Below are 22,896 nucleotides of genomic sequence, written 5' to 3'. Positions count from 1 at the left end.
CTTCGCACGGGCCCGCTTCCCTCGCGCGTCGCGGCATGCTGCCGCGGCGCGTGCGGCGGCTCGCATGGATCGGCGCGCTGCTGGCGATGCCGGCCATGCACGGCGGTGCCCAGGAACGTCCGGCGCCGCTCGAATCGCTGCGGCTCGACCAGTTGCAACTGCTCGGTTCGCACAACAGTTACCGCCCCTATCCAACGCCGCAGGTGCAGCGCCGGCTGCAGGCGCATGCGCCATCCGAATGGCCCGCGCTGGCCTACGGCCATCCGCCGCTGCAGGCGCAACTGGCGCTGGGTCTGCTGCAGTTCGAACTCGATGTCGCCGCCGATCCGCACGGCGGCCTGTACGCGGCGCCGTATGCGCGTGGCCGCGCCGCGGCGGCGACGCTGGCGAAGATGCGCATGCCGGGCGCCAAGGTGCTGCACCAGCCGGGCCTGGACTACGCCAGTCATTGCCTGCGGTTCCGCGACTGCCTGGCGATCTTCGCGCGCTGGTCGCAGGCGCATCCGCGGCATGCGCCGCTGGTGGTGCTGGTCAATGCGGTGGACTTCGACCCGTCGCCGGGCGTGTGGCCGCACCGCGCCGCGTTCGATGCGGCCGGCCTGGACGCGCTCGACCGCGACATCGCCGAGGTCCTCGGCCGCGCGCGGCTGATCGTGCCCGACGACGTGCGCGGCACTGCGCCGAGTCTGCGCGCGGCGGTGCTGGACAGGCGCTGGCCGACCCTGGCGCAGGCGCGCGGGCGGCTGCTGTTCGTGCTCGACGGCAATCCGCGGCACGAGGCGCTGTACCGGCAGGGTCATCCCTCGCTGGCCGGACGCATGATGTTCGGCTGGTATGCGGCCGACGCCGCGGAGGCCGCGGTGCTGTCGATCGAGGATCCGCAGGCCGATGCGGCGCTGATCCGCACGCGGGTCGCGCAGGGCTACATCGTGCGCACCCGCGCCGACGCGGACGGCGTGCAGGCGCGCGCCCGCGATCGGCGGCGCGCGCAGGCGGCGCTGGACGCCGGCGCGCAATGGATCAGCACCGACTACTACGCCGGCGCGCCCGACCCGCTGCGGCTGGGCTATCAGTTGGGCATCGCCGCGGGCCTGCGCTGCGACCGGGTCAGCGCGCGCTGCGATGGCGGCGGACCGTGAGCGGTTTCCTTTTCTCTTTTCCTGGAACGACGATGAGCAAGCGCATGCGCTGGATGCTGTGGGCGGTACTGGCGACGACGACGGGCGCACAGGCGCGGCAACCGCAGCAGGCGGCAACGGCGCCGCAACTGCAAGTCGAGCAGGTGCTGATGCTGTTCCGCCACGGCGTGCGCGCGCCGCTGCAAGGCGAGGCCGCGGCCGCGGCGCTGGCCGATCGGCCCTGGCCGGTGTGGAACACGCCGGCGAGCCTGCTCACCGAGCACGGCCGCGCCGCCGTGCAACTGAGCGGCGACTACACGCGGCAATGGCTGGTTCGCGACGGCGTGCTGCCGGCCAGCGGTTGTCCCGCTGCCGGCGCGGTCAGCGTCTACGCCAATACCGACCAGCGCACCATCGCCAGTGCGCAGGTCCTGGCCGAGACGCTAGCGCCCGGTTGCGGGCTGCAGGCCGGGCATCGCGCGCAAGGCAGCGACGATCCGCTGTTCCGTCCGGTCGAGGCCGGCGCGGTGGACTTCGATGCCGCCGCCGCGGTGGCTTCGATTCAGCGCCAGACCGGCGGTCCCGGCGCGGTGCTGGCGCCCTATGCGAAGGAGCTGCGCACGATGCGCAAGATCCTCGGCTGCAGCGCCAGGGACTGCGATTTCGCGCGCATGCCGTCGTCGCTGAGCGCTGGCGCCGACGGCCGTGGCATCGCCCTGCATGGTCCGCTGGACCTGACCTCCGGCACCGCCGAGGTGTTCATTCTGCAATACGCCGAAGGTCTGCCGCTGGACCAGGTCGGCTGGGGCCGCGCCACCCGCGCGCGCATCGGCGCGGTGTCGCGGCTGCATGCGCTGCTGTTCGAGATCTACGCGCGACCGCAGTACATGGCCGCGCGCGCCGGCGCGCCGCTGGCGCAGCGGGTGCTGGACACGCTGGGCGTGGCGGACGCGCCGCGACTGACGGTGCTGGTCGCCAGCGACACCCATATCGCCGCGCTCAGCGGATTGCTCGACCTGCACTTCCATCTGCCCGGCTTCGGCCTGGACGATTCGCCGCCGGGCGGCGCGCTGGTGCTGGAACAGGTGCGCGACGTGCGCAGCGGCCAGCGCTACGTGCGCCTGCGCTACCAGGCGCAATCGCTGGACCAGCTGCGCGAACTGACCCCGCTGAGCCTGCACACGCAGCCGCTGCTGCAGACCTTGCGCGTGCCCGGCTGCAGCGATGCCAAGACCGGATTGTGCACGCTGCAGCAGTTCCAGCAGGTGTTGCAGGAGTCGTTGCAGCGGCGCGGCTGAGTCGGTTGGTGGGGCAACCCGAGGCCTATGCCTGCGTTCCGCGCAGGGGACATTGTGGGAGCGACTTCAGTCGCGACGGGACTTACCGATAAAGCCCGTCGCGACTGAAGTCGCTCCCACAGTGGGAATCCGCATACAGTCGCGATAGTGCCTTCCGGCCGCGACGCATGCGTCATCGCCGCCGGGACGAACCAAAAAAAACGGGCCGCGATGCGGCCCGTTTTCGTGCAAGCGCGGGCGAGCCGGGCTTACTTCAGCTTCGCGTCCGCGCGCAGCGCATCGGCGCGGTCGGTCTTTTCCCACGAGAACGCGGTGGCGTTGTGCTGCGCGCCGGTGCCGTCGGTGTAGGTGAACGCTTTCGGGGTGCGGCCGAAGTGGCCGTACGAGGCGGTCTGCTGGTACATCGGGTGGATCAGGTCGAGCATCTGGATGATGCCGAACGGACGCAGGTCGAAATGCTTGCGGATCAGCTTCTCGATCTTGTCGTCGGCGATCTTGCCGGTGCCGAAGGTGGTGACCGAGATCGAGGTCGGCTCGGCCACGCCGATGGCGTAGGAGACCTGCACTTCGCAACGGTCGGCCAGGCCCGCGGCGACCACGTTCTTGGCCACGTAGCGCGCCGCGTAGGCGGCGGAACGGTCGACCTTGGACGGATCCTTGCCGGAGAACGCGCCGCCGCCGTGGCGCGCCCAGCCGCCGTAGGTGTCGACGATGATCTTGCGCCCGGTCAGGCCGCAGTCGCCCACCGGCCCGCCGATCACGAACTTGCCGGTCGGGTTGATGTGGAACTTGGTGCCCTTGTGCAGCCACTTGGCCGGCAGCACCGGCTTGAGGATTTCCTCGCGCACGGCCTCGATCAGGTGCTTCTGCTTGATGTCCGGGTCGTGCTGGGTGGACAGCACCACCGCGTCGATCGCGGTCGCCACGCCGTCTTCGTAGCGCAGGGTGACCTGGCTCTTGGCGTCCGGGCGCAGCCACGCCAGCGGCGAGTTCTTCTTCTTGCGGATCTTGGCCTGCTGCTCGACCAGACGGTGCGACAGGTGGATCGCCGCCGGCATGAAGCTGTCGGTCTCGCGGGTGGCGTAGCCGAACATCAGGCCCTGGTCGCCGGCGCCCTGTTCCTCGGGCTTCTTGCGGTCCACGCCCTGGTTGATGTCCGGCGACTGCTTGCCGATCAGGTTGAGCACGCCGCAGGTCTCGCCGTCGAAGCCGACGTCGGAGCTGTTGTAGCCGATGTCCAGGATCACCTTGCGGGTCACCGCTTCCAGGTCGATCCAGGCACTGGTGGTGATCTCGCCGGCGACGATCGCCACGCCGGTCTTGACCAGCGTCTCGCAGGCCACGCGCGCGCGCTTGTCCTGGGTCAGGATGGCGTCGAGCACCGCGTCGGAGATCTGATCGGCGATCTTGTCCGGGTGGCCTTCGGAGACCGACTCGGAGGTGAAGAGATAGCTGGACATCGCGGCTATATCCTTGTATTCGGATGAAAAGATGGACGCGCATGATACACGGGCGCGCGGTGCTGTGCATTGTGCCCCTGGCGGCGTTGGGCGAGGTTAACCGGTCAGCCGGCAGAGCCGCCGCCGTCACCTTGCCGTAGTCATATTGCAAGATCGGTGTCGCCGCGGGGGCCGAAGCTGTGCGCAGTCAGCAAGGGGGCTTGCCGTGCTCGCACTCGAACGTCGTCTGCAGGATCGCTACCCGCACTGGTTCGCCGGCCGCCGCTCGCGGCTGGTGCGGCCGCTGCTGCGCGGCCTGCAGAAGTGGTCGGGCCTGGACGCGCTGGACGCGTTCCTGGACGCCAGCCATGAACTGCGCGGCTTCGCCCTGGTCCAGGCCGGGATGGATTTCCTGCAGGCGCGCTACGTGGTCGCGCCGACTCCCGCCGAGTGCATTCCGGCGCGTGGGCGCCTGCTGATCGTCGCCAACCATCCGTCCGGCGCGCTGGATGCGCTGGCGCTGCTGGATTGCGTGGGCCAGGTGCGGCGCGACGTGAAGATCGTCGCGAACGATTTCCTGTGGGCGCTGGAAGGCCTGCGCGAGCTGCTGCTGCCGGTGCGCATCCTCGGCGGCGCGCCGTCGCCGGCCAGCGTGCGCGCGATCGAGCAGGCGTTGGAGCAGGAGCAGTGCGTGATCGTGTTCCCGGCCGGCGAAGTGTCGCGGCTGGGCTGGGGCGGGGTAGCCGACGGGCGCTGGCGCCGCGGCTTCACCCGCTTCGCGCTGCGCACCGCCACGCCGGTGCTGCCGGTGCGCATCCATGCGCGCAACTCGGCGCTGTTCTACGGCGCCTCCGCGCTGTTCAAGCCGGCCGGCACCGCATTGCTGGCGCGGGAGATGTTCGCCCGCCGCGAGCGCCGCATCGCCCTGAGCCTGGGCCATGCGCGCACGCTGCCGCCGGATCAGTCCGACGCCGACCTGATGCGCGGCCTGCGCCGCGAGCTGTATGCGCTGGGCCGTGCCGGCGCCAGCGCGCCCGCGCCGAGCGAGGAGCCGCTGGTCGAGGCCGAGGACCCGGCCGCGGTGGCGGCGGAACTGGCCACGCTGCGCAGCCTGGGCCAGACCGTGGACGGCAAGCAGATCCGGGTCGGCCGGCTGCGCGCCGGCTCGGCCTTGCTGCGCGAGATCGGGCGCCTGCGCGAGCTGACCTTCCGTGCGGTCGGCGAGGGCACCGGCCGGCGCCTGGACCTGGACGACTACGACACCTGGTACGAGCACATCGTGCTGTGGGACGGCGCCGCCGCGCGCGTGGTCGGCGCCTACCGCGTCGCCCGCGGCGCGCCGGTGCTGGCCGAGCGCGGCCTGGCCGGTTTCTATACCGCCGGGCTGTTCCGCTACGGCGAAGCGCTGCTGCCGCGCATCGCCGCGGGCATGGAGCTGGGCCGCAGCTTCGTGGTGCCCGATTACTGGGGCAGCCGCAGCATCGACTATCTGTGGCAGGGCATCGGCGCCTACCTGCGCGACTACCCGCAGGTGCGCTACCTGTACGGCGCGGTCTCGATCAGCGCGGCGCTGCCGCGGCAGGCGCGCGAGCAGATCGTGGCCTACTACGCGCACTACTACGGCGATGCGCTGGGCGAAGCGGCCTCGGCGCGGCCGTTCGACTATTCGCAGGCGCCGCCGGCGTTCGACGCGCTGGACGCGGACACCGCGTTCAAGGTGCTCAAGGGCAACCTGGACGCGCTCGGCGCGGCGGTGCCGATGCTCTACAAGCAATACACCGAACTGTGCGAGCCAGGCGGCGCGCGCTTCCTCGCCTTCGGCGTGGACCCGGCGTTCAACGACGCGGTCGACGGCCTGATCGAACTGGATCTGCAGCGCATCCGCAGCAAGAAGCGCATGCGCTACCTGGAACGGCCCCGCAGCGAAGCAGAGGTGATGGCATGAACAAGGTGAGCAGCTTGTCCCCGCCGCGCCGCGCGGTGTTCGTGTCCGACGTGCACCTGGGCGCGCCGCACTGCCATGCGCGCGAACTGGCCGATTTCCTCGGCGGCCTGCACTGCAAGCAGCTGTACCTGGTCGGCGACATCGTCGACTTCTGGTGGATGGCGCAACGCCGCGCGGTCTGGGGCGCGGCGCACCAGCGCGTGATCGATGCGCTGCATGCGCTGGCGCGCGGCGGCACCGAACTGATCTACGTGCCCGGCAACCACGACCGCCCGATCCGCCGCTTCTGCGGCCTGGCGCTGCCGGCGATGCAGGTGCGCCGGCGCGCGGTGCACGTGACCGCCGATGGGCGCCGGCTGCTGGTGGTGCACGGCGACGACTACGACGCGGTCACCCAGTTCGGCGGCCTGCAGGAGAAGTTCGGCGACTGGCTGTACTACCGCATCCTCACCGGCAACCAACTGACCAACCGCGTGCGCCGCCGCTTCGGCATGCGCTACTGGTCGCTGGCCGACTACCTGAAGCGGCAGAGCAGCGCCGCCGAGCGCTACATCGAACGCTTCGTCGACGCCGGCCTGGACGACGCACGCCGCCGCGGCCTGGACGGCGTGGTCTGCGGCCACGTGCACCGCGCCGGCCTGTTCGAGCGCGACGGCCTGGTCTACGCCAACGACGGCGACTGGGTCGAGAGCCTGACCGCGCTGAGCGAAGACCATCAGGGACGGCTGCAGCTGCTGTCGCATACCGGACAGGTTCTCGAGACCTTGGCGCCACGCGTATTGCGCCTGCCGCAGGCGGCGTGATCGCGCGCGAATTGCGACGGCGACGTTCTCACCCGCTCGCGCCAGGCTTCACCTGCAGGAGCGGCTTCAGCCGCGAAGAACGAAGCGGCAATGCTTGCCAGCCTGCATGCAGTCGGGACTGAAGTCCCTCCCACAGTGCACCCAGTCGTCTCGCAATCCCTGTAGGAGCGGCTTCAGCCGCGACGAACGAAGCGGCAATGCATGCCAGCCTGCATGCAGCCGGCACTGAAGTCCCTGCCACAGTGCAGCCAGCCGTCTTCGCAAGCCCTGCAGGAGCGGCTTCAGCCGCGACGAACGAAGCGGCAATGCATGCCAGCATGCATGCAGTCGGGACTGAAGTTCCTCCCACAGTGCACCCAGCCGTCTTCGCAATCCCTGCAGGAGCGGCTTCAGCCGCGACGAACGAAGCGGCAATGCTTGCCAGCCTGCATGCAGTCGGGACTGAAGTCCCTCCCACAATGCACCCAGCCGTCTTCGCAATCCCTGTAGGAGCGGCTTCAGCCGCGACGAACGAAGCGGCAATGCTTGCCAGCCTGGATGCAGTCGGGACTGAAGTCCCTCCCACAGTGCACCCAGCCGTCTTCGCAATCCCTGCAGGAGCGACTTCAGCCGCGACGAACGGAGCGGTAGGCCTTGCGGTGTCGTATGCCGTTCGGGCCGAAGCCTCTTCCACAGTGCAGCGGTCCCGCCGCAAGCCCTGTTAGGAGCGTTTTCAACCGCGACAAGCGAAGCCAGCAAGCAGGCTCGTCCTGGAAGCGCTCCGGGCCGATGGCCCGAGGCCAAGCGGAGTGCACCACACTGATCGGCCGCTGTCCTTTGGCAGCGGTGGTCTCGCGGTTGCTTCAGATCGCGGATGCCCCATCGCCTGCTAGCATCGCCCGATGGACTCCCTCTCCCAGATCGTGCTCGGCGCCGCCGTCGCCGCCGTCATCACTCCCGCGGCGCATCGCCGCGCCGCGCTGCTCGCCGGCGCCGCGCTCGGTACCATGCCGGACCTGGATTCGCTGCTCCTGCTGCCGCTGACCCGCGATCCGGTCACGCTGATGACGGTGCACCGCAGCTTCAGCCATTCGCTGTTCGTGCTGCCGTTGCTCGGCTGGCTGATCTGGTGGCTGTACCGGCGCTTCGGCCATGGCCGCGTGGCCGCAGCGCCGCAACGCTGGTTCTGGGCGATCCAGTTGGCGCTGATCACCCATCCGCTGCTCGATGCGTTCACCGTCTACGGCACCCAGCTGTGGTGGCCGCTGCGGCCGCCGCCGGCGATGTGGTCCAGCGTCTTCATCATCGATCCGGGCTACACGCTGTGGCTGATCCTGGCCTGCGCCATCGCCTGGTGGGGGCACACGCGGCGCGTCGCGCAGCAGGCGCTGTTGGCCGGGCTGATCCTGAGCAGCGCCTACCTGGGCTGGTCGTTGCTGGCCAAGCACCTGGTCGATCGCCAGGCCGACCGCGCGCTGGCGGCGATGGGCCTGCAGCACGCGCCGCGCTTCTCGGTGCCGATGCCGTTCAACACGCTGCTGTGGCGGGTGGTGGCGATGACCCCGGGCGGCTACGTGATCGGCGAACGCTCGCTGGTCGCCGACAACGGACCGATGCGTTTCCAGGGCTTTCCGTCCAACACCCAGGCGCTGGGCGAAGTGCGCGCGCTGCCGGCGGTGCAGCGGCTGAGCTGGTTCAACCGCGGCTTCATGCGCGCCCAGGTCAAGGACGGCGAGCTGGTCCTCAGCGACCTGCGCATGGGCCTGGAGCCGGACTACAACTTCAACTTCGCGGTGGCCCGGCAGCAGGGCGGCGGCTGGCAGGCGATCGAACCGCGCCAGCTGCAGGCCGCGTACCGCGCGCCGGTGGCGCGCGGGCAGATCCGCGCCGCGCTGGCGAAGATGTGGCGGCGGATCTGGACCGAACCGGCAGCGGCCACGCCGGTCGGCGCGGCGGCGCCTGCCGCGCACTGAGCGCGCCGGGCGTGCACCTGGTCCCGCGGGCGCACCGCGGCGGCGGTCAGTAGACCGTCGCGCGCGCCTGCACGAACGAATAGAAGAACACCGCGTCCGGATCGCTCTGCACCTGCGCCATCTCCCGGCGCATGCCGGCCACGGTGTCCTCGCCGACCGCGCCGGCCTGCAGCAGCCGCTCGGCGGCGGACAGCAGCACTTCTTCCCAGAAGGCGATCATGGTCTTGCGCCGGGCCGGCTCGCGGTTGTCCAGGTGCAGCGTCTTGATCTCGGTGCTGACGTCGCGGTAACCGCCGGCCAACAGCAGGTTGCCCAGCTTGGCGCCGACGAACGGATCGCCGCCGTGGTCGTACTGGAAGTCGTTGAACGCCATCCAGTAGCGCCACACGTTTGGCGAATACGGATGCAGCAGGAACGAGGCGTTCATCACCTCGGTCACGTATACCGGCGACCCCGGCGCCAGCACGCGCCGCACTTCGCTCAGTACCCGCGCCGGCGACGGCACGTGTTCCAGTACCCAGCACAGGAATCCGGCATCGAAGCTGCGCGGCTCGAACGGCAGGTCGCCGGCATCGGCCTGCTGCAGGGTGTAGCGTTCGCGACACCACGGCATGCGCTGCAGGTTGTCGCGCGCGGCCTGCAGTTGCACCTCGCTGAGGTCCACGCCGGTCACGTGCAGGTCGGGAAAGCGGCGCAGCAGGACCTCGGTCTGCGCGCCGACGCCGCTGCCCACTTCCAGCAGGCGCCGCGCGCCGGTGTAGTCGATCTGGTTGAACAGCGTGGCTTCGAGCAGGCGCGCCTGTTTCAGCAGCCGCGCCTGCTCGGTGCCGGAAAAGCCATGCAGATAGGTGGGCGGCGTGGGCGTACTCATGGCGTGCTCCTGGCGGCGGCGCTCAGGCCGCCGCGGGCAAGGCGGGCGGCACGCCGGCGATCAGCGCGTCGAAATAGTCGGCGGTCAGCGCCAGCTGCGCCTGCGCGGTCTCGGCGCGGTTGACCACGGCGCGGAACGCCGCGTTTTCGGGGCGGTCCTTGGCGTACCAGCCCAGGTGCTTGCGCGCGATGCGCACGCCCTGAGCTTCGCCGTAGAAATCGTGCAGCGCCTGCAGGTGGCCGAGCAGGGTGTCGCGCACGAACTGCAGCGGCGGCGCCGGCAGCAGCTCGCCGCTCGCCAGGTAGTGCGCGATCTCGCCGAAGATCCACGGCCGGCCTTGCGCGGCGCGGCCGACCATCACCGCGTCGGCGCCGGTCGCGGCCAGCACTTGCGCGGCCTTGTGCGGCGAGTCGATGTCGCCGTTGGCGATCACCGGGATGCGCAGCGCGGCCTTGATCTGCGCGATCGTGGCGTATTCGGCCTGGCCGCTGTAGTGCTGGTCGCGGGTGCGGCCGTGCACGGCCAGCGCGGCGATGCCGCAATCCTCGGCGATGCGGGCGATGGCCGGGCCGTTGCGGTGGTCGCAATCCCAGCCGGTGCGGATCTTCAGCGTCACCGGCACCGGCGAGGCGTTCACCACCGCGCTGAGGATGCGCGCCACCAGCGCCTCGTCGCGCATCAGCGCCGAGCCGGCCCAGGCGTTGCACACCTTCTTCGCCGGACACCCCATGTTGATGTCGATCAGCTGCGCGCCGTGGTCGGCGTTGTAGCGCGCCGCCTCGGCCAGTCGCTGCGGCTCGGTGCCGGCGATCTGCACGCTGACCGGGTCCGGTTCGCCGGCGTGGTCCATGCGCTGCAGCGATTTGCGGGTCTGCCACAAGCGCGGATCGGAGATGGTCATTTCCGACACCGCCAGGCCGGCGCCCAGGCGCTTGCACAGCAGCCGGAACGGCTTGTCGGTGACCCCGGCCATCGGCGCCAGGATCACCTTCGGTTCGATCGTGTAGGGGCCGATGCGCATGCGGCCATTGTCGCCGCCGCCGCGGCCGCTGCCAACTGCGCGGCCGGCGCCGGCGCAATCGCTCAGCGGATCAGCTGGTACAGCTCGAAGCCGTCGGCGTTGCCGTCCAGGATCAGCAGCAGTTCGTCCGGCCCGAGCGCGACCAGGCGCCCGACGCTGTTGCCATGGGTGCCGTCGGAGACGTTGCCGGGCGCATAGCGACCTTGCGGCTCGTCGTTGACGGTGCTGGCGCCCAGGAACGCGAATGCGGGGCTGCCGCTGGCCAGCGGATACAGCGTGCCGCTCCTGCGCTGCGAGCCGCTGGTCTTGCTCAGGCGGTAGCCGCACGGATCGGCGCCGATCTCGGCCTTGAAGTACGGATAGGCATAGGCGAAACCGCGATCGACCTGGATCGAGCGCACCTTCCAGCGGCCTTCCAGCTTGCCCGGCGCCTGCGGTGACTGCGCGCGCTGCAGCAGGCCGCGTGCCAGTGCCGCCCCGGCCTCCAGATCGGCTTCCTCGTAGCGCGGCGCGATCGCCTGCTGCAGGGTGCGTACCGACGCGGTGACGGTGGCGCGGTCGGCGTCGGCGGCGATGCTGTTCCAGTCGCAGCGTGGCGCGGCGGCCGCGGACAGCGGTGCCAACAAGGCGCATAGCGCGACGAGCGAACTGACGGGAAAACGTGGCATCGGGAACTCCTTGTCGGATGCATGCCCGCCGCGGCGACGTGCACTTTGGCGGAGCTTGTGTGGATAGTGCCGGCGTGATCAGCCGACGTCGGGCACCAGCGCGGGCATCGACGCCGCAGCGCCTTCGGCCTCGGTCGAACGCGCCGCGTAATGGTTGGCGAAGCGCACGTGGGTGGCGAAGCTGGCGTTCGGCGACTGCGCCAGCGAGGCCACCAGCGCGCCGTTGAAGGCATCGCCGGCGCCGGTGGTGTCCACGGTCTGCGCGGACTCGGCGCCGATGCGGTAGTACGGCTGGGTGTCGCCGCGCATGCGCTCGTCGGGATGCGAGATGAACGCGCCCACCGCGCCCAGCGTCACCACCACGGTGCCGCCCGGCAGCAGCTTGCGGCACAGCGCGTGCAGGCTGCCGCCGTCGACCGCGGCGACGTCGTCGGCCTCCACGCGCTCGCCGACGTGGCGCGCCAGCAGCGCGGCGAACTCGGTCTCGTTCGGGGTCAGCACGTCGGCCAGCTTGAGCAGGCCGATGCTGGTCTGCGCATTGGCCGGCGCCGCGTTGAGCACCGTGGTCAGGCCGGTCTCGCGCGCCAGCGCCAAGGTGCCCTCGATGGTCTCGATCGGCGATTCCAGCTGCGCCAGCAACACCCGCGCCGAGCCCAGCAGCGCGCGTTGCGCCTGCACGAAGTCCAGGCTCAGCGCGGCGTTGGCGCCGGCGCCGATGACGATGGTGTTGCGGCCGTGGCCGTCGACGTAGATGCCGCCGGTGCCGGTCGGCTCGGTGCTGGCCTCGGCGGCCAGGTCGATCCCGTCCTGCGCCGCGAGCGCGCGCGCCATTGCGCCGCCGGCGTCGTCGCCGAGCGCGCAGACGAAGGTGGTGCGGGCGCCGGCACGCGCCGCCGCGACCGCCTGGTTGAAGCCCTTGCCGCCGGGGCCGGTGCTGTAGCGGCCGGCGATGGTGGCGCCGGCGGCGGGCAGGGTTTCGCAGCGCCAGACGTGGTCGACATTGAACGAACCGACGACGATGACCGAACTCATAGGCATGTGCTGCTTCTCAACGGGAACTGGGGAAAGAGGGACTGCATCAGCCGAAGTGCGACAGCACGCCGGCGATGGTGGCGGTCATGAAGGTGGCGATCGAACCGCCCAGCACCGCGCGCAGGCCGAACCGCGCCAGGTCCTGGCGGCGCTCCGGGGCCAGGCCGCCGATGCCGCCGATCTGGATCGCGATCGAACTGAAGTTGGCGAAGCCGCACAGCGCGTAGGTGGCGATCAGCCGGCCTTCGCTGCTCAGCTGCATGCCGGGGATCTCGCCCTTGACGATCTTCGACAGCTCGCTGTACGCCACGAATTCGTTGATCACCACCTTCTGCCCGATCAGCGAGCCGACCGTGGTCGCATCCGCCCACGGCGTGCCGATCACCCACGCGATCGGCGCCAGCAGATAGCCGAAGATGGTGGACAGGTTGGTCGGGCGGCCGATCGCCGCGGCCAGGCCGGTGGCGTCGCCGAGCCAGGTCAGCGGCGCGTTGACCAGCGCGATCAGCGCGATGAAGGCCAGCAGCATCGCGCCGATGTTCAACGCCAGGCGCAGGCCGTCGCCGGCGCCGGCGGCGGCCGCGTCGATGATGTTGCTGGTGGTCTTTTCCACTTCCATCTTGACCGTGCCGCGGGTCAGCGGGGTGCCGGTCTCCGGGATCAGCAGCTTGGCCACCACCAGCGTCGCCGGCGCTGCCATGATGCTCGCGGCCAGCAGGTGCTTGGCGTAGAACGCCTGCTGCGCCGGATCGCTGCCGCCGAGCATGCCCACGTAGGCGGCCAGCACGCCGCCGGCGATATGCGCCATGCCGCCGATCATCATCGTCAGCAGTTCGGACTCGGTCATCTTCGGGATGTAGGGCCGCACCGTCAGCGGCGCCTCGGTCTGGCCGATGAACACGCTGGCGCAGACGCTGGTGGTCTCCGCGCCGGACACGCGCATCACCTTGGTGATCGCCCAGGCCATCACCCGCACCACCGCCTGCATCACCCCGAGGTGATACAGCACGCCCATCAGCGCCGAGAAGAAGATGATCGTCGGCAGCACCTGGAAGGCGAAGATGAAGCCGTTGCTGGTGGTGTCCATCAGGCTGCCGAAGATGAAGTTGGAGCCTTCGTTGACGAAGCTCAGCACCTTCACGAACAGCTGTCCCAGCCAGTCGAACACCTCGCGTCCGCCCGGCACCAGCAGCACCAGCGAAGCGAAGGCGATCTGCAGGATCAGGCCGGTCGCGACCAGCTTCCAATCGACCGCGCGCTTGTTGTTCGAGAACAACCAGGTGATCCCGATCAACACCGCCAACCCGAACAGGCCGAAGCCGATCCTCCCCAAACCCTCGACCATCTGCTTCCCCTGGATCGCCGGACCAAAGAGAGGAAGCCTAGTGCAGGGGGTGACGGGCGGCAAGGTAAACCCCGTTCAGCGCCGGAAAACCTGGCGCTGGAGCATGTCGGCCATTCCAGATGCGGGTCGCGCCGGGCATCCGGGCGGGTGCCGTGGCCGTTCGGGCGAACCGACCGCGGGCGCGTTCTTGGGCCAGCGTTCCAGTTTGGGAGCGGTTTCCGCGCACCCGGCCCGGCCGCAGCGTGCCGCCACATGTCGGCCCCCTCGCTACACTGTGCGACCGTCCGCCGGCCACCTTCGCCGGCCCGTATCAGGAGGAGTCCGCATGCATTACCGTCGCCTCGGTGCCACCGGATTGCAGCTGTCGGCGCTGTCGTTCGGCGCCTGGATCAACTTCGGCGGGCAGATCGGCCGCGATGAAGCGCGCAACCTGATCGCCGCCGCCTGGGACCATGGCGTCAACTTCTTCGACAACGCCGAGGTCTACGCGCAGGGCCGCGCCGAGCAGGTGATGGGCGACGTGATCGCCGACCTGCGGTTGCCGCGCGATGGCTATTGCGTGTCCAGCAAGGTGTACTTCGGCGCGGTCGACGCGCCGCGCCCGACCCAGCGCGGGTTGTCGCGCAAGCACGTCACCGACGCCTGCCACGCCGCGTTGAAGCGGCTGCGGGTGGACTACCTGGACCTGTACTACTGCCACCGCCCCGATGCCGACACCCCGGTCGAGGAAACCGTGCGCGCGATGGACGCGCTGGTCCGGCAGGGCAAGGTGCTGTACTGGGGCACCTCCGAATGGCCGGCCGCGCGCATCCGCGAGGCCGCGCAGCTGGCGCAGGCGCTGGGCCTGCAGGGGCCGTCGATGGAGCAGCCGCAGTACAACCTGCTGCACCGCCAGCGCGTGGAGCAGGAATACGCGCCGCTGTACGCCGAATTGGGCCTGGGCACCACGATCTGGTCGCCGCTGGCCTCGGGCCTGCTGACCGGCAAGTACAACGACGGCATCGATCCAGCCTCGCGGCTGGGCCAGGCCGGCAACGCCTGGCTGCACGACGAGGTGATCGGCCCGCCGGAGCAGCGCCGCGTGGAGCGCGCGCGCGCCTTCACCGCGCTGGCGGCCGCGGAAGGCGTGGCGCCGGCGGCCTTGGCGATCGCGTGGTGCCTGCGCAATCCGCACGTGTCCACGGTGATCCTCGGCGCCAGCCGCGTCCCGCAGTTGCTGGAGAACTTCGACGCGCTGCCGCTGGCCGCGCGCGAGGACCCGGCGTGGTGGGCGCGAGTCGAGGCGGCGGTGGCCTGAGTCGGGAACCGGATCGAATGCCGGCGCGGCCTTCGGACACGCGCTGGCAGGCATTCTCAAGAGCTTTCAATATCCAAATTTCGATTCGCAGCTTGAATCTCCACAAACGAGAACGGCTCTTGCTTAATTATTGAGAATCATTATCATCCGTATCGACCCCTGTGTACGGAGCCCGACCATGACCGCTCAACCCGTCCTGTTGCGTCACCCCGAAACCCTGAGCCTGCGCGAGCGCTCGCTGCCGCGCGCGGTTCCGGCCGAAGAGACGATCAGCAGCGAGGCGCTGCTGAAAGGGCGCCGCGAGGTGCTGATCCAGCACGGCGACCGCGTCTATCGCCTGCGCCACACCAGCAACGACAAGCTGATCCTGACCAAGTGATCCCCGCCCGGTCGCGCGATGCGCGGCCGGGCCACCGCTCGACACTGCCGCCACCTGGCCGGACCCATGGTCCCGCCGCGGCCGCCCCGCAGTCGCGATCGTTTTCTCCCCCTCGGCCCGCGCGCCGGCCCCTGGGCCGGCTTGGCCGAGGTCTTTTCGCGACCCACCCGATGACTCCTATGCTCCGTACCGCTCCGCTCACCGGTGCGCTGTGGCTGGCCCTGGCCGCCTGCGCACATGCCGCCCCCGCCGCTTCAGCCGCTTCAGCCGATGCCGCCACCCCGCGCGATTTCGATCGCCTGCAGGTCACCGCCACCCGCACCCAGCGCGCGATCGTGGACGTGCCCAGCAGCGTCGACGTGATCGACCGCGAGCAGATGGACCAGGAACTGGTCTACGACCTGAAGGACCTGCTGCGCTACACGCCGGGCGTGTCGGTCACCGGCAACAGCGGCCGCTTCAGCGGCGTCGGCGGCATCCGCATCCGCGGCCTGGACGGCAACCGCGTGCTGATCCAGACCGACGGCATCCCGGTCTCGGACACCTTCAGCTTCGGCAGCTACCTCAACGCCAACCGCAACTTCGTCGACATGGAGACGCTCAAGCGGGTCGAGATCGTGCGCGGCCCGGCCAGCTCGCTGTACGGCTCGGACGCGCTTGGCGGCGTGGTCGCCTACGTCACCAAGGATCCGGCCGACTACCTGGCGCCGGGCAAGCACAGCTACGTGGGGCTGAAGTTCGGCTACGAGAGCGAGTGGGACGGCCTGTTCGGCGGCGCGCTGGTCGCCTTCGGCGGCGAGCGCTGGAGTGGCATGGCCGCGGTCAGCCACCGCCAGGGCCAGGAAAGCGAGACCCAGGGCGACAACCGCAGCACCGGCGCGGCGCGCACGACGCCCAATCCGCTCAGCAGCGACGGCCGCAGCCTGCTCAGCAAGCTGGTCTACGCGCCGAGCGCGAACCAGCGCTTCAAGCTCACCGTGGAAGGCAACGAGGACTACGGCCGCATCGACGCGCTGAGCAGCGTCACCTCCAGCATCCTGTCGCAGCGCGGCCGCGACCACCAGACCCGCGCCCGCGTGTCGCTGACCCACGAGGTGGACCAGCTCGACACGCTGCTCGCCGACGACCTGCAGTGGCAGCTGTACCGGCAGGACAGCGAGAGCCTGCAGCGCACCAACGAGCGCCGCAGCAACAACACCCTGCGCCACACCGAGCACAACTTCGACCAGCGCCTGTACGGGCTGCAGGCCAACCTGCACAAGCACGTCGACCAGGGCAGCGTGGTCCACGACATCAGCTACGGCATCGACCTGTCGTGGAACGATACCCACGAGAAGCGCGACGGCTACACGCAGAACCTGGGCAGCGGCGCGATCAGCAAGACGGTGGGTCTGGAGACGTTCCCGGTGCGCGACTTCCCGGTCACCGAGACCACCAAGGCCGGCGCCTACCTGCAGGACGAGATGCGCATGGCCGACGGCCGCTTCAGCCTGATCCCGGGCCTGCGCGTGGACTACTACCGGCTGTCGCCGCAGGTCGATGCGATCTTCGCCAACGACAACCCCGGCGTGGCGGCGAAGAAGGTCACCGACAGCAACGTCTCGCCCAAGCTCGGCGCGATCTGGCGCATCGACGATGCGTGGTCGCTGTACGCCAACTACGCGCACGGGTTCCGCGCGCCGCCGTACAACGACGTCAATATCGGCTTCACCAACCTGGTGGTCGGCTACACCGCGATCGCCAATCCCGACCTGAAGCCGGAAACCAGCAAGGGCGGCGAACTGGGCCTGCGCTACGCCAGCGCCGCCGGCTATTTCGGCCTGAGCGGCTACTACAACGACTACCGCGATTTCATCGAGTCCTACAGCTTCGTCGGCTTCAACGCCGACGGCCTGATGCTGTACCAGTCGCGCAACGTCGACCACGTGGTGATCAAGGGCGTGGAGGCCAAGGCCGGCGTCGATTTCGGCGCGCTGTCCGCGCGCTGGGCCGGCTGGTCGCTGCACTCCAGCGCCGCGTATGCGCGCGGCGACAACAAGACCGACGACGCGCCGCTGAACGCGATCGACCCGCTGCGCGGCGTGCTCGGCCTGGCCTACGACCGCGACACCTGGGGCGCGCAACTGGTCGGCACCGTCGTGGCGAAGAAGAAGCGCCCGGCGCTGGCCACGTACTACACGCCGTCCGGCTACGCGACGCTGGACCTGCTGGCGCACTGGAACTTCACCCCCGGCGCCAAGCTCAACGTCGGCGTGTTCAACCTGGCCGATCGCCGCTACATCGACTGGAACGCGCTGCCCGGCGCGACGCTGGCCAGCAGCACGGTGCTCGACCGCTATACCGGCGCCGGGCGCAACGTCTCGGTCAGCCTGGCGCTGGACTGGTAGCGGCGCATGGGCAAGGCGGCGCCAGCGACCACCGACGCGACCCGGATCGCCGCATCCGCGCCGCTGCCGCGCCCGGCGCAGCTGGCCGCACTGGGTACCGTGCTGTGCCTGTACCGCGCGCAGCTGGGCACGGAACTGATGGGCTGGAACCATGCGCTGCGCGTCGGCGCGCAGCTCGGCGTGGACAGCGACGGATTGCTCGAAAGCCTGTGCTTCTACGATCGCCAGGAACGCTGCTGCTGGCGCCTGTACCTGCTGCCGGACAGCGATTTCGTCGCCTGGGACGCATTGCTGTCGGCGCTGCCCGCGGTCCACAGCGGCGGCGCCGATGGCGGCGTTGCCGAACGCCTGTGGCGGCGCGTGGCCGGCCGCCTGAGCGGCGACAGCTGGCGTGCGCGGGCGCTGCGCCTGCATGCGAGCGACGGCGAACTGGCGGCCAGCGTCGCCAGCGTGTCGCCGCTGGGCGCCAGCATCGCCCGGCGCATCGCGCGGCTGGAAGCGGCCGAGGGCGAAGTGCTGGTCGACGACTGCTGCTGCGCCCGCGCCGGCCTGCCGACTACGCGTCACGATCCACAACGGCCTTGGCCAGTGCTGCGCCTGTAGGGCGCGTTTCCTCCTCTCTTTCTCAGCTACCGCGACCGACCACGACGATGAAATCACCGCTTCTGCTGCTCCTGCTCGCCGCTACCGGCCTGGCCCAAGCCCAGGACGCCGATCCGCAACGCGACCGCGTCAGCATCCTGGCGATGCAGGGCGAGTACCTGGTGGATTTCGCCTTCGACGAGACCGTGCTGCTCAAGCCCGGCTACGAGCGTGCGCCGGCGATGCGCAGCGGCGCCAACGAAGTGGTGATCGTGGTCGAGGACAGCCCGCGCAAGGTGGTGCTGCAGCATCTGCTGGTCGATACCAAGAGCGGCCACGTGACCAAGCACTGGCGCCAGGACTGGAGCTACGAAGCGCCGCAGCGTTTCGAGTTCAGCGCCGACCAGACCTGGCAGGTGCGCCCGCTCGCCGCCGCGGCCACCCGCGGCGCGTGGACCCAGTGCGTGTACGAGGTCAGCGACGCGCCGCGCTACTGCGGCACCGGCCGCTGGGACTACGCCGACGGCCATCCGACCTGGACCAGCGACCTGAGCTGGCGTCCGCTGCCGCGGCGCGAATACACCAAGCGCAGCGACTACAACGCGCTGGCGGTGATCAACCGGCATACGCTGACCCCGGCCGGCTGGACCCACGAGCAGTTCAATACCAAGGTGCTGCGCAAGCCCGACGGCAGCCAGCAGCCGATCGCACGCGAATTCGGCTTCAACGACTACGCCAAGACCGGCGAGGTCGACTTCAAGCCGGCCTACGATTACTGGAAGGCGACGCAGGGCTACTGGGCCAAGGTGCGCGCGCACTGGGACGCGTTCCTCGGCAAGCCGCCTGGCGTGCACCTGAAGACCAAGCTCGACGGCATGGCGATGATCATGCCGCTGTTCGAGCAGGCCGAGGCGGTGCAGCAGGGCAAGCCGGTGGCCGATGCCAAGATCGCCGCGGTGTTCGCGCAGTGGGTGGAGCCGGCGCCCGCCGAACGCTGAGCGCGCGCACCGATGAAGCCAGGGTGGGAAGGCGGCCGGCATTGGCGCCTTCCCTTTTCGCTGCCTGGCATAGGCAACCCGGCGCGGCTGTGCGCGGCGGCGACGGCTACAGGTCGGTCATCAAGTGATAGCCCAGGCCCTTGCGCTCGGGCAAGGTGACGATGAGCGGGAAGCCGATCGACATGCCGCTCAGGTCCAGCCATTGCGGATTGAACGAGTCGATCAGGCGGCGCTGCCGGCAATGGCTGAGCCGGGAGATCTCCGCGGCGCGCAGCAAGGCGGCGGCTTCGTTCTCGCATTCCTCGTACCACACCGCCAGAGTCGCGACCGGGGCTGCCATGTGTCCGCGCACGCCGTTGCGTTCGCGCAGGCGCCTGGCCGCTCCATCGAGCGCCTGCGGCGTCGGCGCGGTCGCGATGTAGTACGGCCGCTGCGGGTCTCGGCCAGGATGCAGCCAGGTACGGCACGCCGTTGCGCAGTGGGGTAGCGCTCATCGGCCAAGCGTGTCGTGCACGGGAGCGCCGCGTGTGCCGGCAAGTCGCCGGCGTTGCAGTGGCCGGCATGCCGTGGCGGGCCACGCGCGTCCTGGCGCGCGGCCCGCGGACACGGCGCGCTCAGTTCTCGCGCAGCGCCAGCGCCGGCGGCGTGCGCAGGATGCGGCGCGTGCCCGACCAACCGGCGAGCAGGCTCAGCAGCACGCCGCCGATCCCGCCCAGCAGCAGCGCCGGCCACGGTGGCGACAGCGTCAGTTCGAACGCCTGCCTGGCCACCACCACGCCGATGCCCGCCGCCGCGCCGACCGCCAGGATCGCCGCGAGCAGGCCGAGCGCGCCGAACTCCACCAGCACCGCGCCGCGCAACTGGCCGCGGCGCGCGCCCAGCGTGCGCAGCACCGCGCTGTCGTAGCGGCGCTCGCCGGCGGTGGCCTGCAGTGCCGCCAGCAACACCAGCGCGCCAGCCAGCAGGCTGAAGCCCATCACCAGCTGCACCGCCTGCGCCACGCGGTCGATTACTTCGCGCACCCGTCCCAGGATCGCGTCGATGTCCAGCAACGACACATTCGGGTAGGTGCGGCTGAGCCCGCTCAGCTGCGCGGCGGAACCGCGCGGCAGGTGGAACGCGGAGATCAGGTTGTACGGCGCGTCCTGCACCGCACCGGCGTTGAGCAACAGGAAGAAGTTGACCCGGAACGAATCCCAGTCGGCCTTGCGCATGCTGGTCACGGTGAAGCTGCGCTGCTGTTCGCCGAGCAGCAGGGTGATGCGGTCGCCGAGCTTCAGACCGTAGCGTTGCGCCCAGGCTTCCTCCACCGAGGCTTCCGCCGCGGTACTGTCGGCGGCCCAGAAACGCCCGGACAGCAAGCGGTTGGCGGCGGGGAATTCGTGCCGCCAGGAGAAGTTGATCGGCCGGTCGACGCCGTCGCCATCGCCGGCGTCGTCCGGTCCCTGGTCCTGGCGTTGCGGCGGCTTGCCGTTGATCGCCACCAGCTTGCCGGTGCTGAACGGCTCCACCGCCGCGTCGGCGACGCCCAGCCCGCGCAGCGTGGCGAGCACGTGCTCGGCCTGGTCGGGCTGGATGTTCATCAGGAAGTAGTTCGGCGTGTCCGCCGGCAGCCGGTCGCGCCACTGGCCAAGCAGACCCGGCCCGATCACCGCCAGCAGCAGCAACGCGCACAGCGACAGCGACAGCCCGACCAACTGCACCACGCTCAGCGCGCGGCGCCGGGTCAGCGCCGCCAGGCCCAGCTTCCACGGCCCGCGCAGGCGCGATTGCAGCCGCCGCAGCAGGGCCAGCAGCAGGCCGCCGACCGCCGCGGCGAGCGCGGCCAGCAGGGTCAGCCCGCCCAGCACCCAGGCCGCGAGCAGGCCATCGCCGGTGGCGTACACCGCCAGCACCACGGTGGCGACCAGCGCCGCGGCGTAGACCAGCAGCGAGGTCGGCGGCAGCGCGGCGAAGCTGCGGTTGAGCACGCGCATCGGCGGCACGTTGCGCAGCCGCAGCAGCGGCGGCAGGCCGAAGCCGAGCAGCAGCAACAGGCCGATGCCGGCGCCGGCCAGCGCCGGGGTCGCCTGCGGCAGCGGCAGCCGGTTCGGGATCAGGCTGCCCAGCGCCTCGACCAGGCCGATCTGCGCCAGCATGCCCAGGCCCACGCCGAGCGCGCAGGCCGGGATCGCCAGCAGCAGCAACTGCAGCGCCAGCGCGCCGAGGATGTCGCGCTGGCGCGCGCCCAGGCAGCGCAGCACGGCGACGTTGTCGATGCGGCGCAGCGCGAAGCGGTTGGCCGCCAGCGCGGTGGCGACGCCGGCCAGCAGCACCGCCAGCAATGCGGCCAGGGCCAGGAAGCGCCCGGCGCGGTCGAAGGCGCCGCGCACGCCGCGCTGGGTGTCCTCGATGCCGACCAGGCGGAACGCCTTGGCGCGCGGCGCCAGCCATTCGCGCAGCGCGGCGATCTCGCCCGGCGCGCCGGCGAACATCAACCGGTACGAGGCGCGGCTGCCGGGGCCGAGCAGGCCGGCGGCGTCGACGTCGGCGCGGTTGACCAACAGCGGCGGCGACAGTTGCATCAACTCGCCCGATGCGTCCGGCTCGGCGCGCAATACCCGGGTCACGCGCAAGCTGCCGGCGCCGAATTCCAGGTCGTCGCCGAGCTTCAGCCCCAGCGCCTCGAGCAGGCGCGGGTCGGCATAGGCCTGGCCGCGCGGCGGCGGGCCGGCGCGTTCGCTGCCGGCGCCGGCGGCGTCGCGCGCGACCAGCAGTTCGCCGCGCAACGGGTAGCCGGCCGCGACCGCCTTGATGTTGGCCATCTGGCTGGCGTCGCCATGGAACAGCACGCTGGGAAAGCTGACCAGGCGCGTATGGCGCACGCCGCGGCGCTGCGCTTCGGCGGCGAACGCGTCGGGGATGTCCTGGCGCCCGGTGACGCCGAGATCGCCGCCGATCACCTCGGCGGCGCTGCCGGTCAGCGCCAGGGTGACGCGATCGACCAGGGTGCCGACCGCGGTCATCACCGCCACGCCCAGCACCAGCGCGGCGAACACGGTCAGCAGGTCGCCGGCGAACAGTTCGCGGCGCAGCGCGCGCGCGGCGTGGCGCAGTACGTTCATGCCTCGGCCACCGCTTCGGCCACGCCCAGGCGCCCGCGGTCGAGCCGGTAGCGGTGCTCGCAGCGTTGCGCCAGGCGCAGGTCGTGGGTGACCAGCACCAGGGTGGTGTCGCTGCCGGCGTTGAGTGCGAACAGCAGGTCGCTGATCTGCTGGCCGGTGGCCTGGTCCAGGCTGCCGGTGGGTTCGTCGGCGAACAGGATCCGCGGCCGCGCCACGAACGCGCGCGCCAGCGCCACGCGCTGCTGCTCGCCGCCGGACAGCTGCCGTGGGTAGTGCCGCGCCCGCGCGGTCAGCCCGACCGCTTCCAGCACCTCGCGCACCCGCGCCGGATCCTCGCGCCCGGCCAGTTCCAGCGGTAGCGCGATGTTTTCCGCCGCGGTCAGCGACGGCAGCAGGTGGAAACTCTGGAACACGAAGCCGACTTCGCGCGCGCGCAAGGCCGCGCGCGCTTCCTCGTCCAGCGCGTTGAGCGACTGCCCGGCCAGGACGATCTCGCCCCGGGTCGGCAGGTCCAGCCCGGCGAGCAGGCCGAGCAGGGTGGTCTTGCCGGAACCGGAGGCGCCGACGATGGCGACGCTGTCGCCTTCACCGACGGTCAATCCGACCTTGTCGAGAATGTGGACCGTGCCCTCCGGTCCGCTGACGGATTTGCCGACA

The 22,896-nt window shown here is 70.6% G+C and carries 19 protein-coding genes; 10 read left to right on the top strand and 9 right to left on the bottom strand.

Features of this window, described 5'->3' with window-relative positions; translation table 11 throughout:
• The first annotated feature begins 35 nt into the window (after positions 1-35).
• Together VDQ83_RS09010 and VDQ83_RS09005 are read left to right on the top strand one after the other, a co-directional pair.
• Positions 36-1,139 carry a Ca2+-dependent phosphoinositide-specific phospholipase C gene (locus tag VDQ83_RS09010; protein ID WP_455434646.1) on the top strand — a complete coding sequence of 368 codons (1,104 nt, stop codon included), beginning with the start codon at positions 36-38 and terminating at the stop codon, positions 1,137-1,139.
• Between the two features lie 32 nt (positions 1,140-1,171).
• Complete coding sequence (locus VDQ83_RS09005) at positions 1,172-2,416, top strand: histidine-type phosphatase (RefSeq protein ID WP_455434645.1); 1,245 nt, start codon at positions 1,172-1,174, stop codon at positions 2,414-2,416.
• 248 nt (positions 2,417-2,664) lie between these two features.
• Here VDQ83_RS09005 and metK read toward each other — a convergent pair whose 3' ends face one another.
• Entirely contained in the window at positions 2,665-3,876 is a 1,212-nt protein-coding gene (metK, locus tag VDQ83_RS09000; protein WP_263397312.1) for a methionine adenosyltransferase, read from the bottom strand.
• Between the two features lie 205 nt (positions 3,877-4,081).
• Here metK and VDQ83_RS08995 point away from each other — a divergent pair, with 205 nt between their 5' ends.
• From VDQ83_RS08995 to VDQ83_RS08985, 3 genes are all read left to right on the top strand, one after another.
• Complete coding sequence (locus VDQ83_RS08995; RefSeq protein WP_455434644.1) at positions 4,082-5,800, top strand: lysophospholipid acyltransferase family protein; 1,719 nt, start codon at positions 4,082-4,084, stop codon at positions 5,798-5,800.
• The gene (locus VDQ83_RS08990; protein WP_263397314.1) at positions 5,797-6,603 is read left to right on the top strand and encodes a UDP-2,3-diacylglucosamine diphosphatase; all 807 of its coding nucleotides are present in this window, start codon (positions 5,797-5,799) and stop codon (positions 6,601-6,603) included. Before VDQ83_RS08995 ends, VDQ83_RS08990 begins: the two co-directional genes overlap by 4 nt.
• Before the next feature lie 881 nt (positions 6,604-7,484).
• A complete protein-coding gene (locus VDQ83_RS08985; RefSeq protein WP_455434643.1) occupies positions 7,485-8,555 on the top strand; it encodes a metal-dependent hydrolase in 1,071 nt (356 codons plus the stop codon).
• 46 nt (positions 8,556-8,601) lie between these two features.
• Here the strand turns inward: VDQ83_RS08985 and VDQ83_RS08980 are convergent, their stop codons facing one another.
• The 5 genes from VDQ83_RS08980 to VDQ83_RS08960 all read right to left on the bottom strand — a co-directional run bounded on the left by VDQ83_RS08980 (position 8,602) and on the right by VDQ83_RS08960 (position 13,492).
• The gene (locus VDQ83_RS08980; protein ID WP_309916984.1) at positions 8,602-9,426 is read right to left on the bottom strand and encodes a methyltransferase domain-containing protein; all 825 of its coding nucleotides are present in this window, start codon (positions 9,424-9,426) and stop codon (positions 8,602-8,604) included.
• 22 nt (positions 9,427-9,448) lie between these two features.
• Complete coding sequence (dusB, locus tag VDQ83_RS08975) at positions 9,449-10,447, bottom strand: tRNA dihydrouridine synthase DusB (RefSeq protein WP_263397317.1); 999 nt, start codon at positions 10,445-10,447, stop codon at positions 9,449-9,451.
• A 62-nt stretch (positions 10,448-10,509) separates the two neighbouring features.
• Positions 10,510-11,115, bottom strand: a complete 606-nt coding sequence (locus tag VDQ83_RS08970; protein ID WP_455434642.1) for a DUF4893 domain-containing protein — start codon at positions 11,113-11,115, stop codon at positions 10,510-10,512.
• Positions 11,116-11,193: 78 nt separating this feature from the next.
• Entirely contained in the window at positions 11,194-12,147 is a 954-nt protein-coding gene (locus VDQ83_RS08965) for a ribokinase (RefSeq protein ID WP_455434677.1), read from the bottom strand.
• A gap of 46 nt (positions 12,148-12,193) precedes the next feature.
• Positions 12,194-13,492: a NupC/NupG family nucleoside CNT transporter gene (locus VDQ83_RS08960; RefSeq protein WP_263397319.1), complete on the bottom strand. Its 1,299-nt coding sequence runs from the start codon at positions 13,490-13,492 to the stop codon at positions 12,194-12,196.
• A gap of 325 nt (positions 13,493-13,817) precedes the next feature.
• Between VDQ83_RS08960 and VDQ83_RS08955 the strand changes: the two genes are divergently transcribed.
• The 5 genes from VDQ83_RS08955 to VDQ83_RS08935 all read left to right on the top strand — a co-directional run bounded on the left by VDQ83_RS08955 (position 13,818) and on the right by VDQ83_RS08935 (position 19,135).
• Positions 13,818-14,789, top strand: coding sequence for an aldo/keto reductase (locus VDQ83_RS08955; RefSeq protein WP_455434641.1), 972 nt, complete (start codon positions 13,818-13,820; stop codon positions 14,787-14,789).
• Positions 14,790-14,967: 178 nt separating this feature from the next.
• Complete coding sequence (gene hemP / locus VDQ83_RS08950; protein WP_263397321.1) at positions 14,968-15,168, top strand: hemin uptake protein HemP; 201 nt, start codon at positions 14,968-14,970, stop codon at positions 15,166-15,168.
• Positions 15,169-15,347: 179 nt separating this feature from the next.
• Positions 15,348-17,555, top strand: coding sequence for a TonB-dependent hemoglobin/transferrin/lactoferrin family receptor (locus VDQ83_RS08945; RefSeq protein ID WP_455434640.1), 2,208 nt, complete (start codon positions 15,348-15,350; stop codon positions 17,553-17,555).
• 6 nt (positions 17,556-17,561) lie between these two features.
• A complete protein-coding gene (locus VDQ83_RS08940) occupies positions 17,562-18,158 on the top strand; it encodes a Hemin transport protein (RefSeq protein ID WP_455434639.1) in 597 nt (198 codons plus the stop codon).
• A 47-nt stretch (positions 18,159-18,205) separates the two neighbouring features.
• Positions 18,206-19,135: a DUF6607 family protein gene (locus VDQ83_RS08935; RefSeq protein WP_455434638.1), complete on the top strand. Its 930-nt coding sequence runs from the start codon at positions 18,206-18,208 to the stop codon at positions 19,133-19,135.
• Positions 19,136-19,241: 106 nt separating this feature from the next.
• On the opposite strand, the gene VDQ83_RS08930 is transcribed toward VDQ83_RS08935, so the two are convergent.
• The 3 genes from VDQ83_RS08930 to VDQ83_RS08920 all read right to left on the bottom strand — a co-directional run bounded on the left by VDQ83_RS08930 (position 19,242) and on the right by VDQ83_RS08920 (position 22,838).
• Complete coding sequence (locus VDQ83_RS08930; protein ID WP_455434637.1) at positions 19,242-19,475, bottom strand: hypothetical protein; 234 nt, start codon at positions 19,473-19,475, stop codon at positions 19,242-19,244.
• Positions 19,476-19,749: 274 nt separating this feature from the next.
• Positions 19,750-22,239: an ABC transporter permease gene (locus VDQ83_RS08925; protein ID WP_455434636.1), complete on the bottom strand. Its 2,490-nt coding sequence runs from the start codon at positions 22,237-22,239 to the stop codon at positions 19,750-19,752.
• Positions 22,236-22,838 (bottom strand): ABC transporter ATP-binding protein, encoded by a 603-nt coding sequence (locus VDQ83_RS08920; protein WP_455434635.1) that lies wholly within the window; start codon positions 22,836-22,838, stop codon positions 22,236-22,238. Before VDQ83_RS08920 ends, VDQ83_RS08925 begins: the two co-directional genes overlap by 4 nt.
• Between the last annotated feature and the right edge of the window lie 58 nt (positions 22,839-22,896).

This window comes from Xanthomonas sp. WHRI 7945 (genome assembly GCF_035026585.1).
This window is presented reverse-complemented; position numbering and strand designations above follow the sequence as displayed.